The organism is Micrococcus sp. PSi08 (assembly GCF_054960655.1).
Window position 1 is genome coordinate 1 of the sequence record NZ_JBHNYP010000043.1, and the last position, 10,981, is coordinate 10,981.

General features: G+C 74.5%; 13 protein-coding genes and 2 tRNA genes. 7 read left to right on the top strand and 8 right to left on the bottom strand.

Annotated elements, in window-relative coordinates; translation table 11 throughout:
- Positions 1–58 precede the first annotated feature (58 nt).
- Complete coding sequence (locus ACFI33_RS11295) at positions 59–541, bottom strand: CarD family transcriptional regulator (RefSeq protein ID WP_002858073.1); 483 nt, start codon at positions 539–541, stop codon at positions 59–61.
- 201 nt (positions 542–742) lie between these two features.
- Between ACFI33_RS11295 and ACFI33_RS11300 the strand changes: the two genes are divergently transcribed.
- Positions 743–1,294, top strand: a complete 552-nt coding sequence (locus tag ACFI33_RS11300) for a hypothetical protein (protein ID WP_036316032.1) — start codon at positions 743–745, stop codon at positions 1,292–1,294.
- A 91-nt stretch (positions 1,295–1,385) separates the two neighbouring features.
- On the opposite strand, the gene ACFI33_RS11305 is transcribed toward ACFI33_RS11300, so the two are convergent.
- Together ACFI33_RS11305 and ACFI33_RS11310 are read right to left on the bottom strand one after the other, a co-directional pair.
- The gene (locus ACFI33_RS11305; protein ID WP_002858071.1) at positions 1,386–2,066 is read right to left on the bottom strand and encodes a response regulator transcription factor; all 681 of its coding nucleotides are present in this window, start codon (positions 2,064–2,066) and stop codon (positions 1,386–1,388) included.
- Entirely contained in the window at positions 2,063–3,292 is a 1,230-nt protein-coding gene (locus ACFI33_RS11310; RefSeq protein ID WP_036316036.1) for a sensor histidine kinase, read from the bottom strand. Before ACFI33_RS11310 ends, ACFI33_RS11305 begins: the two co-directional genes overlap by 4 nt.
- 163 nt (positions 3,293–3,455) lie before the next feature.
- On the opposite strand from ACFI33_RS11310, the gene phoU reads away from it, so the two are divergent.
- A complete protein-coding gene (phoU, locus tag ACFI33_RS11315) occupies positions 3,456–4,124 on the top strand; it encodes a phosphate signaling complex protein PhoU (RefSeq protein WP_036340326.1) in 669 nt (222 codons plus the stop codon).
- A gap of 63 nt (positions 4,125–4,187) precedes the next feature.
- On the opposite strand, the gene ACFI33_RS11320 is transcribed toward phoU, so the two are convergent.
- Complete coding sequence (locus ACFI33_RS11320) at positions 4,188–4,946, bottom strand: phosphoglyceromutase (protein ID WP_336575375.1); 759 nt, start codon at positions 4,944–4,946, stop codon at positions 4,188–4,190.
- Positions 4,947–4,995: 49 nt separating this feature from the next.
- Between ACFI33_RS11320 and ACFI33_RS11325 the strand changes: the two genes are divergently transcribed.
- On the top strand, positions 4,996–5,838 hold the full coding sequence (locus ACFI33_RS11325) for a class I SAM-dependent methyltransferase (RefSeq protein ID WP_129867248.1): 843 nt from the start codon (positions 4,996–4,998) through the stop codon (positions 5,836–5,838).
- A gap of 25 nt (positions 5,839–5,863) precedes the next feature.
- On the opposite strand, the gene ACFI33_RS11330 is transcribed toward ACFI33_RS11325, so the two are convergent.
- Entirely contained in the window at positions 5,864–6,160 is a 297-nt protein-coding gene (locus tag ACFI33_RS11330; protein ID WP_036384680.1) for a DUF2516 family protein, read from the bottom strand.
- 81 nt (positions 6,161–6,241) lie between these two features.
- On the opposite strand from ACFI33_RS11330, the gene tmk reads away from it, so the two are divergent.
- Positions 6,242–6,901, top strand: a complete 660-nt coding sequence (tmk, locus tag ACFI33_RS11335) for a dTMP kinase (RefSeq protein WP_036316043.1) — start codon at positions 6,242–6,244, stop codon at positions 6,899–6,901.
- Positions 6,898–8,088 (top strand): DNA polymerase III subunit delta', encoded by a 1,191-nt coding sequence (locus tag ACFI33_RS11340; RefSeq protein WP_336575374.1) that lies wholly within the window; start codon positions 6,898–6,900, stop codon positions 8,086–8,088. Before tmk ends, ACFI33_RS11340 begins: the two co-directional genes overlap by 4 nt.
- A 29-nt stretch (positions 8,089–8,117) precedes the next feature.
- Here the strand turns inward: ACFI33_RS11340 and ACFI33_RS11345 are convergent, their stop codons facing one another.
- Positions 8,118–8,852 (bottom strand): HAD family hydrolase, encoded by a 735-nt coding sequence (locus ACFI33_RS11345; RefSeq protein ID WP_036316046.1) that lies wholly within the window; start codon positions 8,850–8,852, stop codon positions 8,118–8,120.
- Between the two features lie 182 nt (positions 8,853–9,034).
- Here ACFI33_RS11345 and ACFI33_RS11350 point away from each other — a divergent pair.
- Positions 9,035–9,108: transfer RNA gene (locus tag ACFI33_RS11350), tRNA-Thr, on the top strand.
- A gap of 74 nt (positions 9,109–9,182) precedes the next feature.
- On the opposite strand, the gene ACFI33_RS11355 is transcribed toward ACFI33_RS11350, so the two are convergent.
- Positions 9,183–9,632 (bottom strand): hypothetical protein, encoded by a 450-nt coding sequence (locus ACFI33_RS11355; protein WP_078025436.1) that lies wholly within the window; start codon positions 9,630–9,632, stop codon positions 9,183–9,185.
- Entirely contained in the window at positions 9,629–10,690 is a 1,062-nt protein-coding gene (locus ACFI33_RS11360) for an NAD(P)H-quinone oxidoreductase (RefSeq protein ID WP_078025437.1), read from the bottom strand. Before ACFI33_RS11360 ends, ACFI33_RS11355 begins: the two co-directional genes overlap by 4 nt.
- A gap of 150 nt (positions 10,691–10,840) precedes the next feature.
- On the opposite strand from ACFI33_RS11360, the gene ACFI33_RS11365 reads away from it, so the two are divergent.
- A tRNA-Ser gene (locus tag ACFI33_RS11365) sits at positions 10,841–10,928 on the top strand.
- The last annotated feature ends 53 nt before the right edge of the window (positions 10,929–10,981 follow it).

A 10,981-nucleotide genomic window follows, 5' to 3' on the forward strand; every position in this document is an offset into this window, starting at 1 on the left:
TGAGGGGGGGGGGGCCGGGGGGGGGGCGGGGGCCCCCTCCCCTGCCGTGTGCTGCCCGTCAGCCCTCGAGCACCTTGTCCAGGCGGCCCTCGGCCTCCTCCTCGGTGACCTTCTTGGCCAGCGCCAGCTCGGACACGAGCACCTGGCGGGCCTTCGAGAGCATGCGCTTCTCGCCGGCGGACAGGCCGCGGTCCTGGTCGCGGCGCCACAGATCACGGACGACCTCGGCCACCTTGTTGACGTCGCCGCTGGCGAGCTTCTCCAGGTTCGCCTTGTAGCGGCGGGACCAGTTGGTCGGCTCCTCCACGTGCTCGGCGCGCAGGACCTCCATGACGTGCTCGAGCCCCTCCGCATCCACGACGTCACGCACGCCGACGAGGTCGACGTTCTCCGCAGGGACCTCGATGGTCAGGTCTCCCTGCGCCACCTTGAGCTTGAGGTACATCTTCTCCTCCCCCTTGATGGTGCGCATCTTGATCTCCTCGATCCGCGCAGCACCGTGGTGGGGGTAGACGACGGTCTCTCCGACCTCAAAAACCATGTTGTTGTGCCCCTTTCAGTCGTCTCAGTCTATCATGCGGCCTCGTCATGCCGCGCGTGCCGTCACATCTTCGGCCTCCGGATGTGATAGTGGACGACCCGGCGCCACAGGCCGGCCGGCGTCCCGGGATGCGGTAGCCTGACCTCGCAGGGCCCCTGCCTCGGGGCACCTGAGCACGTCATCGCACCTGAGGAGACCTCTGTGAAGAACGCATCCCGGCCCGCCCGGCGCCACCTCGCCGCAGGTGCGCTGGCCGCGGTCGCCCTGCTGGGCGCCACCGGCTGCTCCGCCTTCAGCCCGATCGCCACCGCCATCCAGTACTCCCCCTCGGACGGCATCAACGGCCAGGAGCAGGACTTCCTGAGCTACCGCAACCTCGCCCTCGTCGGCGACGGCGAGTCGGGTCCCGCCCGCCTGATCGGCACCGTGGAGAACACCTCCGGCCAGGACCAGACCTACACCTTCCAGGCCGAGGGCGGCAGCTCCGCGACCCTGAGGGTCCCCGCCGGCGAGAGCCGCAAGCTCGAGGACGACGCGAACACGACCGTCCTGGAGCGCGAGGGCGTGTGGGTCGGCGAGATCCTGCCCGTGACCGTCTCCGGCAACGGCGGCACCGCCGACCTGGCCGTCCCGCTGCTGAGCGCCACCCAGGAGCAGTACCGTGACCTGCTCCCCGAGGGCGTCGAGCCCGCAGACGAGGATCTCGTCGGGCACCTCCACGAGGAGACCCACCACTACGGCGAGGAGCACTGACCTCCGTCGGGCGCGCGCCCGGCACGCCACGGCCCCGGCCCCACCGCGAGGTGGAGCCGGGGCCATCGTCGTCCCGGGAGGAGCGCGCCGGTCAGGCCTCGAACTTGTAGCCCAGACCGCGCACCGTGACGAGGTAGCGGGGGCTCGAGGGGTCGGGCTCGATCTTGGAGCGCAGGCGCTTCACGTGCACGTCGAGGGTCTTGGTGTCCCCCACGTAGTCGGAGCCCCACACGCGGTCGATCAGCTGGCCGCGGGTGAGCACGCGCCCGGCGTTGCGCAGCAGCATCTCCAGCAGCTCGAACTCTTTGAGCGGCAGGGACACCTGCTCGCCGTCCACGGAGACGACGTGCCGCTCGACGTCCATGCGCACGGGGCCGGCGCTGATGGTCGCCGACATCGGCTCCTCCTGCTCCCCCTGACGGCGCAGCACGGCGCGGACGCGGGCCACCAGCTCACGCGAGGAGTACGGCTTGGTCACGTAGTCGTCCGCGCCGAGCTCGAGGCCGACGACCTTGTCGATCTCCGAGTCCTTCGCGGTCAGCATGATCACGGGGACGTTGGAGCGCTGGCGCACCTGACGGCACACCTCGGTGCCGGACATCCCCGGGAGCATCAGGTCCAGGAGGATCAGGTCCGCGCTGTCGCGCTCGAAGACGCTCAGCGCCTCGTTGCCGTCGGCGGCGACGGTGACCTCGAACCCCTCCTTCTCCAGGAGGTAGGACAGGGGGTCGCTGAACGACTCCTCGTCCTCCACGATCAGAATGCGGCTCATGCGCTCGTCTCCTTCCGGGTCGGGGGTGCGGCCGAGGCGGTCACCCGGTGACCGCGCCGCTCGGTGACGTGGGCGGCGCCCGGCGCGCCGTCGACGGCGACACCGTCCCCCCACTCGGGCAGGCGGATGGTGAAGGTCGACCCGCGGCCCGGCTGGGACCAGAGGGTGACCTCCCCTCCGTGGTTGATGACGACGTGCTTGACGATGCTCAGCCCTAGGCCCGTGCCGCCCGTCTGGCGCGACCGCGCCGCGTCCACGCGGTAGAAGCGTTCGAAGACCCGCTCCTGCTCCTCCGGGCTGATGCCGATGCCCTGGTCCGTGACGGTGACCTGCGCGAGCCCGTCCACGGAGCTCAGGCCGATGCCCACCGTGGTGCCCTCCGGGGAGTAGCGCACCGCGTTGTCCACCAGGTTGCGCACCGCGGTCATCAGCTGGTCCTGGTCCCCGTGCACCACCGCGTCCACGCGGCCGCCCACGCGCAGCGCGATGCCGCGGTCCTCGGCGGTCAGGCGCAGGCGGTCCACGGCGTCGGCGACGACGGCGTTGAGGTCCACGGGCCCTCCGTCCTGGACCACGTCCTTGGCCTGCAGCCGGGAGAACTCGATGATGTCCTGCACGAGCGCAGTGAGCCGGCGGGACTCGACGCCCAGCCGTGCGGCGAAGCGACGCACCGCCTCCTCGTCCTCCGCGGCGTCGCCGATGGCCTCGGAGAGCAGGGAGATGGCACCCACCGGCGTCTTGAGCTCGTGCGAGACGTTGACGACGAAGTCGTGGCGCATGGCCTCGGTGCGGGTCACGTCCGTGCGGTCGTCGGCCAGGATCAGGATGTACTCCTCGTCCAGCGGGGCCACGCGCAGCTCGACGACGAGGCTCGACTGCCCGAGGGGTCCTCGAGGCAGCTCCATGCGGCGCTCGACGATGACGCCGTCGGCCCGCACGGTCCGCGTGAGCTCCCGCAGCTGGTCCTGGACGAGCGAGTGCCCCCGCACGAGGCCCAGGGCGTAGGCCGCGGGGTTCGCCCGCACCACGCCGTCGACGTCGTCCACCACCGCGTACGCGCGGCCGACCACGGAGAGAACCTCGGCGGCGCCCGGCGCCAGGGTGGGTTCGCCGACCGTCAGGTCCACCGTCCGCGAGCGCTCGGACGCCCGGAAGGCCAGCATGGAGGCCACTCCGGTGAACAGTCCGACCGCTCCGCACAGCAGGCCGATGATGACGGGATCCACGGCACCAGACTAGCCTCTGGCGGCCCGGAGACGGGCTGCCCAGGCCCCGCCAGACGCCGGACGATCGGCGTTCATGGGCCGTTCATCTTGCCCTGCCAGGATGGGCCGTTGCCCCGCGGACTCGGGGTCGGCGGCGCACGGGCGTCGCCGGGGAGAGGAGACCATGCGCGAGCTCTACCGAGCCGACCTCGAACGGCTGGGCCGCGACCTGACCGAGATCGCCCGCCTCGTGCACCGCGCTGTCATGGACGCGCAGGCCGCCCTCGAGGCGGCCGACGTGCACGGCGCCGAACGGGTCATCTCGGAGGACGCGCGGATCGACCAGCTGCAGGAGTCCCTCGACGAGCAGGCCGTGCGCATCCTGGCGCTGCAGGCGCCCGTGGCCACGGACCTGCGCACCGTCGTCGCCACGCTGCGGATGAGCTCCTCGCTCGAGCGCATGGGCGACCTCGCCCGCCACGTGGCCCAGCTGACCCGGCTGCGCTACCCCGAGCACGTCATCCCGGAGCCGGTCCGGACCGTGTTCACCGCGATGTGCGACGCCGCCGTGGAGGTGGCCCAGGAGGTCGTCCTGCTGCTCGAGACCCAGGACCTGGCGCACGGGGACCGGATCGACGCCCTCAACGAGGACGTCAACGCGCTGCACGTGTCCGTCTTCCGCGCGATCGCCGCCCCGGACTGGAGCGCGACGCCGGCCACCACCACGGACGTCACGCTGGCCTCCCGCTACCTCGAGCGGTTCACGGACCACGGCCTGTCCGTGGCCGCCAAGGTGCGCTACCTCGTCACGGGCGAGTGGGCGACCCACCGTCCGGACGCCACCGGCTCCTGACCGTCCCCGACGCCACGGGCCGGGCCCCCGAGCGGGGGTCCCGGCCCGTCGTCGTCGGGCGCGTCAGTGCGCGGAGCCCTGGGCGGCCACGGCGGCGGCGCCGGCCGCGGCGGCCTCCGGGTCGAGGTAGCGGCCGTTCGCGGTGATCGGCTTGAAGTTCTGGTCCAGCTCGTAGACCAGCGGGATGCCCGTCGGGATGTTCAGGCCCGCGATGTCCTCGTCCGAGATGCCGTCCAGGTGCTTGACCAGCGCGCGCAGCGAGTTGCCGTGCGCGGCGATCAGCACGGTCTTGCCGGCCTTGAGGTCGGGCAGGACCTGCTCCTCCCAGTAGGGCAGCAGGCGGTCGACGACCTGCTTGAGGGCCTCGGTGCGGGGGGCGTCCTTGCCCAGGTCCGCGTAGCGCTCGTCGCCGATCTGGGAGAACTCGGAGTCGTCGTCCAGGGCGGGCGGCGGGGTGTCGAAGGACCGGCGCCAGACCATGAACTGCTCCTCGCCGAACTCCTCCTTCACCTGGGCCTTGTCCTTGCCCTGCAGGGCGCCGTAGTGGCGCTCGTTCAGGCGCCAGCTGCGCTTGACCGGGATCCACTGGCGGTCCGCGGCCTCGAGGGCCAGGTTGGCCGTGGTGATGGCGCGCTTGAGCAGGGACGTGTGGACCACGTCCGGGCGGATGCCCTCCGCCTCCAGCAGCTCACCGCCGCGGGCGGCCTCGGCGCGCCCCTTCTCGGTCAGCGGGACGTCCACCCAGCCGGTGAACAGGTTCTTCTCGTTCCATTCGCTCTGACCGTGCCGCAGCAGGACCAGCGTGTACGTGGTGTTCGCCATGTCACCATCCTAGGCGGACCCGTCCCGCCGCTCCCCTACGCTGGAGCCCATGGTGGAGAAGGCCCGGCGGCTGCGCGCGCGCACGACGCCCGGCCCAGTCCCGGCACGGGGCCCGCAGGGCCACATCACCCGCGGCACGACGGCGGCGCAGCGGATGCGCCGGGTGGACCGCTGGCTCACGGACGTGCACGGCCCCCTGCTGCGGCGCACTCCCCGCCCGCTGGCCGTGGACCTGGGCTTCGGCGCGGAGCCGGTGACCGCCGTCGAGATGGCCCAGCGGCTGCGCGTGCAGAACCCGGCCCTCGAGCTGGTGGGCCTCGAGATCGACCCCGCTCGGGTGGCCCGGGCGCGGGAGCGGGCCGGCGGCCTGCCGGGGGTCACCTGGGCGGTCGGCGGCTTCGAGCTGCCCGTGCCGCGGCCGCCCACCGTGGTGCGCGCGTTCAACGTGCTGCGCCAGTACCGGGAGGAGGACGTGCCCGCGATCTGGTCCCTGCTGTGCGCGGGGCTCGCCGACGACGGCGTCCTCGTGGAGGGCACCTGCTCCGAGGACGGCCGGCGGGCGGCCTGGGTGGACCTGCGTCGGGACGGGCCCGCGAGCCTGACCGTGGCCCTCAGGCTGGGGTCCTTCGCCCGCCCCTCGGACGTGGCGGCGCGCCTGCCGAAGGTCCTCATCCACCGGCACGTGCCCGGCGAGCCCGTCCATCGGCTCCTGGCGGAGGCCGACGCCGCGTGGGCCGCGCACGCCCCGCTCGCGGCCTACGGGACGCGGCAGCGGTGGCTGGCGACGGTCGGCACGCTCCGCGCGGCGGGCTGGCCCGTGCTGGGCGGCCCGCACCAGTGGCGGCGCGGGGAGCTGAGCGTGCGCTGGGCGGCGGTGGCGCCGACGTCATGAGGGCGGCGCCGACGGCGCGGGACCCTCAGCGGCGCAGGGCCGGGCCCATGTCCTGGCGGGGGCCGGCGAGGTAGACGCACGCCACGCACGCGGCCACGAGGCCGAACATGCCCATCCCGCCGCCGGCGAGCACGCCGAGGAGCCCGACGACGGCGGCGACGCCGGTGAGGATCAGCCAGAAGCTCCTGTCCCGGCCCCCGATGCGGGCGAAGTCGTCGGGGCGGCGCCGGACGACGTCCACCAGCGCCCAGACCTCGAGCCCGAGCGCGGCGATCGCCAGGACGCGGAACAGCCAGTGGTCGACGAGCAGGGCGAAGTGCATGGGGGCGCTCATGCCGGTCAGTCTAGGCGGTCGGCCCGGCCGGGTTCCCTCCCCGTCCGGGGCGGCGTCTAGGCTCGAGGCGTGAGCACCCAGACCGAGCATCGCGGCCTGTTCGTCGCCGTCGAGGGACCGGACGGATCCGGCAAGTCCACCCAGGCCCGCGCCCTGACCGAGGCCCTGCGCGCCGCGGGCCACGAGGTGGTGCTCACGCGCGAGCCCGGCGGCTCGGACCTGGGCGAGACGCTGCGAGAGCTGCTGCTGGACCCCGGGCACGCCCCCGTGGACCCCCGCACCGAGGCGCTGCTGTTCGCCGCGGCCCGGTCCGCCCACGCCGTCCGCACGCTGCGCCCCGCGCTGGCCCGGGGCGCCGTCGTCGTCACGGACCGGTATGTGGACTCGTCCGTGGCCTACCAGGGCGCGGCGCGCGGGCTGGGCGAGGCGCGGATCGCCGCCCTGAACGAGTGGGCCACGGACGGCCTCGTCCCCGATCTGACGGTGCTGATCGACGTGGACGCGGCCACCGCCGCGGACCGGCGTGACCGCCGCGCGGCGGAGGGCGAGGGCACCCCCGACCGCATGGAGCGGGAGACGGCGGACCGGCACGAGGCCCTGCGCGCCGCCTTCCTCGCGCGCGCGGCGGCCGCGCCCGAGCGGTACCTCGTGCTCGACGGCGCGCTGCCGCCGCAGGAGCTCACCGCCCGCGCGCTGGCCCGCGTCACCGCCCAGGCGGCCGACCGATGACGGCCCCCGCCCCCGCCGTGTTCGCGGACCTCGCGGGCCAGGAGGCCGCGGTGGCCCAGCTGCGCCGCGCCGCGGCCGAGGACCGTCCCACCCACGCCTGGATGTTCACGGGCCCGCCCGGCTCCGGCCGGTCGACGACGGCGCGTGCGTTCGCCGCGGCCCTGCAGTGCGAGGTCGCAGACCCGGCGGCGCGCGGCTGCGGCGAGTGCCACGCGTGCCGCACCGTCCTCGGCGGCACCCACCCGGACGTGACCGTGTTGGCCACCGAGGCGGTGAGCTATCGGATCGAGGACGTCCGCGCCCTCGTGGAGGCCGGCCAGTCCACCCCCGCCACCGGGCGCTGGCGGATCTTCCTCATGGAGGACGCGGACCGCATGACGGAGCGCGCCACGAACGTGCTGCTCAAGGCCATCGAGGAGCCGCCGGCCCGCACGATCTGGATGCTGTGCGCCCCGTCCCCCGCGGACGTGCTCCCCACCGTCCGCTCCCGCTGCCGGCTGATCACGCTGAGCATCCCCGCCGTGGAGCAGGTGGCGGAGCTGCTGCACCGCCGCGACGGGCTGGACCGCGAGACGGCGCTCACCACCGCCCGGATCTCCCAGTCGCACGTGGGCATGGCCCGCCGCCTCGCGCGGGACCCGGAGGCCCTCGAACGCCGCGAGCGCATCCTCTCCCTGCCGCTCCAGGCCACCGCCGTCTCCGACGCGATGGCCCTGGCCGCCACGTTGGCCGAGGTGTCCAAGGCCGAGGCCGAGTCCGCCGCCGAAGCCCGGGACGCCGAGGAGCTCGAGGCACTGCGCCGCTCCCTGGGCCTCGAGCCCGGCGAGCCCGTCCCGCCCAAGCTCCGCCACCACGTCAAACGGCTCGAGGAGGACCAGACCCGCCGGCGGCGCCGCGCCGTCCGAGACTCGCTGGACCGGGCCATGATCGACGTCATGGGCCTGTTCCGGGACGTGCTGCGCGTGCAGCTGGGGGCCGACGGCGAGCTCATCAACGAGCACCGTCGGGACGAGATCGAGGCGTACGCCCGCGGCACCGCCGGCGACTCGGCCGAGGTGCTCGCCCGGATCGACGCCGTCACCACGACCCGCGAGCGCATCGCCGCCAACGTGCCGGAGCAGCTGGCCCTCGAAGCCATGATGCTGGCGCTGCTGCCCCGCCGAGTGCGCACCCCGCGACGGCGCTGAACGGCCTCGCGGGGCAGACCGGCGCCGGCTCAGCGGGTGCGGACCACCAGGTCCGGCACGTCGGCCAGGCCCGGCACCACCCGGTCCGAGCCCGCCGCCAGCAGGACGTGGTCCGCGTCGCGACCCGTGCGCACGCCGACCACGAGTCCGGCCCCGGCGCGGCGCCCGGCCGTCATGTCCTCCGCGGTGTCCCCGACCACGAGGACGCTGCGGACGTCCTCCAGGTCGAGACCGAGCAGGGCGGTGAGGATCATGTCCGGGTAGGGGACGCCGCGGCCGGCGTCGTCCGGGGAGAGGCTGAGATCCGCCAGGCCCATCCACCCCAGCGACTCGAGGATCATGTTCTGGGTGTGGCGGGCGTAGCCGGTGCACAGGCACACGTGGAGGCCGAGGGCGCGCAGGCGGATGAGCGCCTCCTCCGCGCCCGGCACGGCCCGGACGCCGTGCTCAGCCAGCAGCGCGTCGAAGGTCGCCTCGAACGTGCGGGTCGCCGCCGCGGCCACCGCCCGGTCGGCGAACACGCGGGGGAAAACGGCCGTGCGCGAGGTGGGCCGGAGCGCGCGGAACCGCCGCGCGGCGTCGTCGTGCTCCGGCGTGCCCGCCGGGACGCCGTGCTGGTCCAACGAGCGGGCGAACGCCGTGTCCTGGAGCCCGTGCTCCACGATGGACGTGCCGGACATGTCCACCACGGCCAGGCGGAGGGGCACGGCCGACGAAGCCGCGGCGGGGGGTGCCGGGGTGCGAGGGGCGTGGGGCAGGCTCATGCGTCTCCCGTCGACGGTGTGTGCCCACCAGGGAACCGTCCTCGTCTGGCCACAGCATGGCCTGGGGGTGAACGCCCGCGGAAGGGGCGGGCCACACTCGGTGGCCCGCGCACCCGGCCGCGCGGTGGAATCGGGGCCGCGAAACCGGTATGCTCGTCAGCCGTGGCCGTTCACGGTCGCGTGCCTCCTTAGCTCAGCTGGCCAGAGCAGCTCCCTCGTAAAGAGCAGGTCGCCGGTTCGAATCCGGCAGGGGGCTCCCCCGGACCCCGCCGCGTGACCACGCGGCGGGGTCCTCTCGTCTCCGGGCCGGCCCTCCGGGGCGCGCCGCCGTCAGAGCCCGGCTCCCAGCTCCTCCGCCCGGTCCAGGTGGCCGAGGGTGCGTTCGGCGTGCCGGCCGACCGACTCCGCCGAGCCCTGACCGAGCCGGTACAGGGCGAGGGCCTGGGCGGTGGCCGCCAGCTCGTGCGCGGCGCGGGAGAGCTCACGGTGGACGTCGGCGGCCTCGGCAGGGATGTGCTCGCCGTCGCCCTCGTGGTCCCGGTGCAGGCGGACGCACAGGGCACGGACCGCGGGGAGCCGTTCCGTGAGGACGTTGCCGGCGTGGACCACGCCGTTGCGCTCCTCGGGGCTCAGCACGTCCGTGCCCCGCTGGCCCGCCAGCACCTGCCAGTAGCGGTCCATGGCCCGGCCGAGGCGGTCGTGGGCACGGCGCCACAGCCCCGTGCCGAGCTCGCGGTCGTCGGCACGCTCCTGACGGAAGCGCGCGAAGGGCCCCCTCATGCGCGGTCGCCGGACGGTCGGCGCGCGTCGGCGGGGTCGGTGACGAGCACGACCTTGCCCGTGCGGGTGGCGGAGTCGAACCAGTCGAACGCCTCGGCGGCCTCGGCGAGCGGGAAGCACGCCCCGACGCTCGCGTCGATGCGGCCCGCCGCCACCAGGGGCCACACGGCACGTTCGGCCGCGGCCACGATCCCGGCCTTGTCCGTGACCGAGCGGGAGCGGAGCGTCGCCCCCGTGAGCCAGCCGCGCTTGACCACCAGCTTCATGATGTTGAAGTCCTCCGGGACGGCGCCGCCCTGGACCGCGAGCGTCACGATGCGTCCCTCGGGGGCGAGCGCGGACACGTTGGGTGCCAGGTACGGGGCGCCGACGACGTCGAGGATGACGTCCGCGCCGTGGCCGTCCGTGACCTCCTTGACCCACGGGGCGAAGGCACCGGACTCGGCGGCGCGGTGGTCGAACATGTGCTCGGCGCCCAGCCCACGGCCGAGCGCCACCTTCTCCGGGCCGCCGGCGGTGCCCAGCACCCGGGCGCCGACCGCGGTGAGGAACTGGACGGCGAAGGAGCCGATGCCGCCGGTGGCGCCGTGCACGAGCACCCGGTCCCCGGCCTGCACGCCCGCCCGGCCCACGAGCGTCGAGTGCACCGTGCAGGCGACCTCCGGCAGGGCCGCCGCCTCGACGAGGCCGACGCCGTCGGGGACGGCCATGAGCTGGCCCGCCGGCACGGCGACGTACTCGGCGAAGCCGCCGCCGGCCAGGAGCGCGCACACCCGGTCACCGACGGCGAACCGCCCCTCACCCGGCATCCCGGCCTCGGGTCCCAGCGCCGCCACGGTGCCGGAGACCTCGAGTCCGGGGATCTCGGAGGCGCCGCGCGGCGGCGGATAGCGGCCCTCGCGCTGCGCGATGTCCGCGCGGTTGAGACCCGCGGCGGCCACGTGCACCAGCACCTCGCCCGGGCCGGGGTCCGGCACGGGCTCGTGGCCCACGCGGACGACGCCGTTGTCGCCGGCGCCGGTGAATCGCACGGCGCGCATCTGTGCGGGGACGTCCATGGGGGTCTCCTCCTCTGGTCGGGGGTCGAGGGTCGAGGGTCGAGGGTCCATCCTCGCGCGCGGGGGCCGGACTCGCCACCGGTCGCCCGCCGGGCCACGGGCTAGAGTGGGTCCTCGACGCGGCGGCCCACGCCGTCGCGGTCAGGCCCGGGATGGTTGTCCGAGCGGCCGAAGGAGCCGGTCTTGAAAACCGGTGCGCGGTGACCCCGTGCCGAGGGTTCGAATCCCTCACCATCCGCGTGCACACGACGAGAGGCGGGGGGGGGGGGGGGGGGGGGGGGGCGCGGGGGC

What these genes read in the sequence shown, in the direction of transcription:
- ACFI33_RS11295 (WP_002858073.1), bottom strand. Translation starts at nt 541, where the DNA reads ATGGTTTTTGAGGTCGGAGAGACCGTCGTCTACCCCCACCACGGTGCT.
- ACFI33_RS11305 (WP_002858071.1), bottom strand. Translation starts at nt 2,066, where the DNA reads ATGAGCCGCATTCTGATCGTGGAGGACGAGGAGTCGTTCAGCGACCCC.
- phoU (WP_036340326.1), top strand. Translation starts at nt 3,456, where the DNA reads ATGCGCGAGCTCTACCGAGCCGACCTCGAACGGCTGGGCCGCGACCTG.
- ACFI33_RS11320 (WP_336575375.1), bottom strand. Translation starts at nt 4,946, where the DNA reads ATGGCGAACACCACGTACACGCTGGTCCTGCTGCGGCACGGTCAGAGC.
- ACFI33_RS11325 (WP_129867248.1), top strand. Translation starts at nt 4,996, where the DNA reads ATGGTGGAGAAGGCCCGGCGGCTGCGCGCGCGCACGACGCCCGGCCCA.
- ACFI33_RS11330 (WP_036384680.1), bottom strand. Translation starts at nt 6,160, where the DNA reads ATGCACTTCGCCCTGCTCGTCGACCACTGGCTGTTCCGCGTCCTGGCG.
- ACFI33_RS11340 (WP_336575374.1), top strand. Translation starts at nt 6,898, where the DNA reads ATGACGGCCCCCGCCCCCGCCGTGTTCGCGGACCTCGCGGGCCAGGAG.
- ACFI33_RS11345 (WP_036316046.1), bottom strand. Translation starts at nt 8,852, where the DNA reads ATGAGCCTGCCCCACGCCCCTCGCACCCCGGCACCCCCCGCCGCGGCT.
- ACFI33_RS11355 (WP_078025436.1), bottom strand. Translation starts at nt 9,632, where the DNA reads ATGAGGGGGCCCTTCGCGCGCTTCCGTCAGGAGCGTGCCGACGACCGC.
- ACFI33_RS11360 (WP_078025437.1), bottom strand. Translation starts at nt 10,690, where the DNA reads ATGGACGTCCCCGCACAGATGCGCGCCGTGCGATTCACCGGCGCCGGC.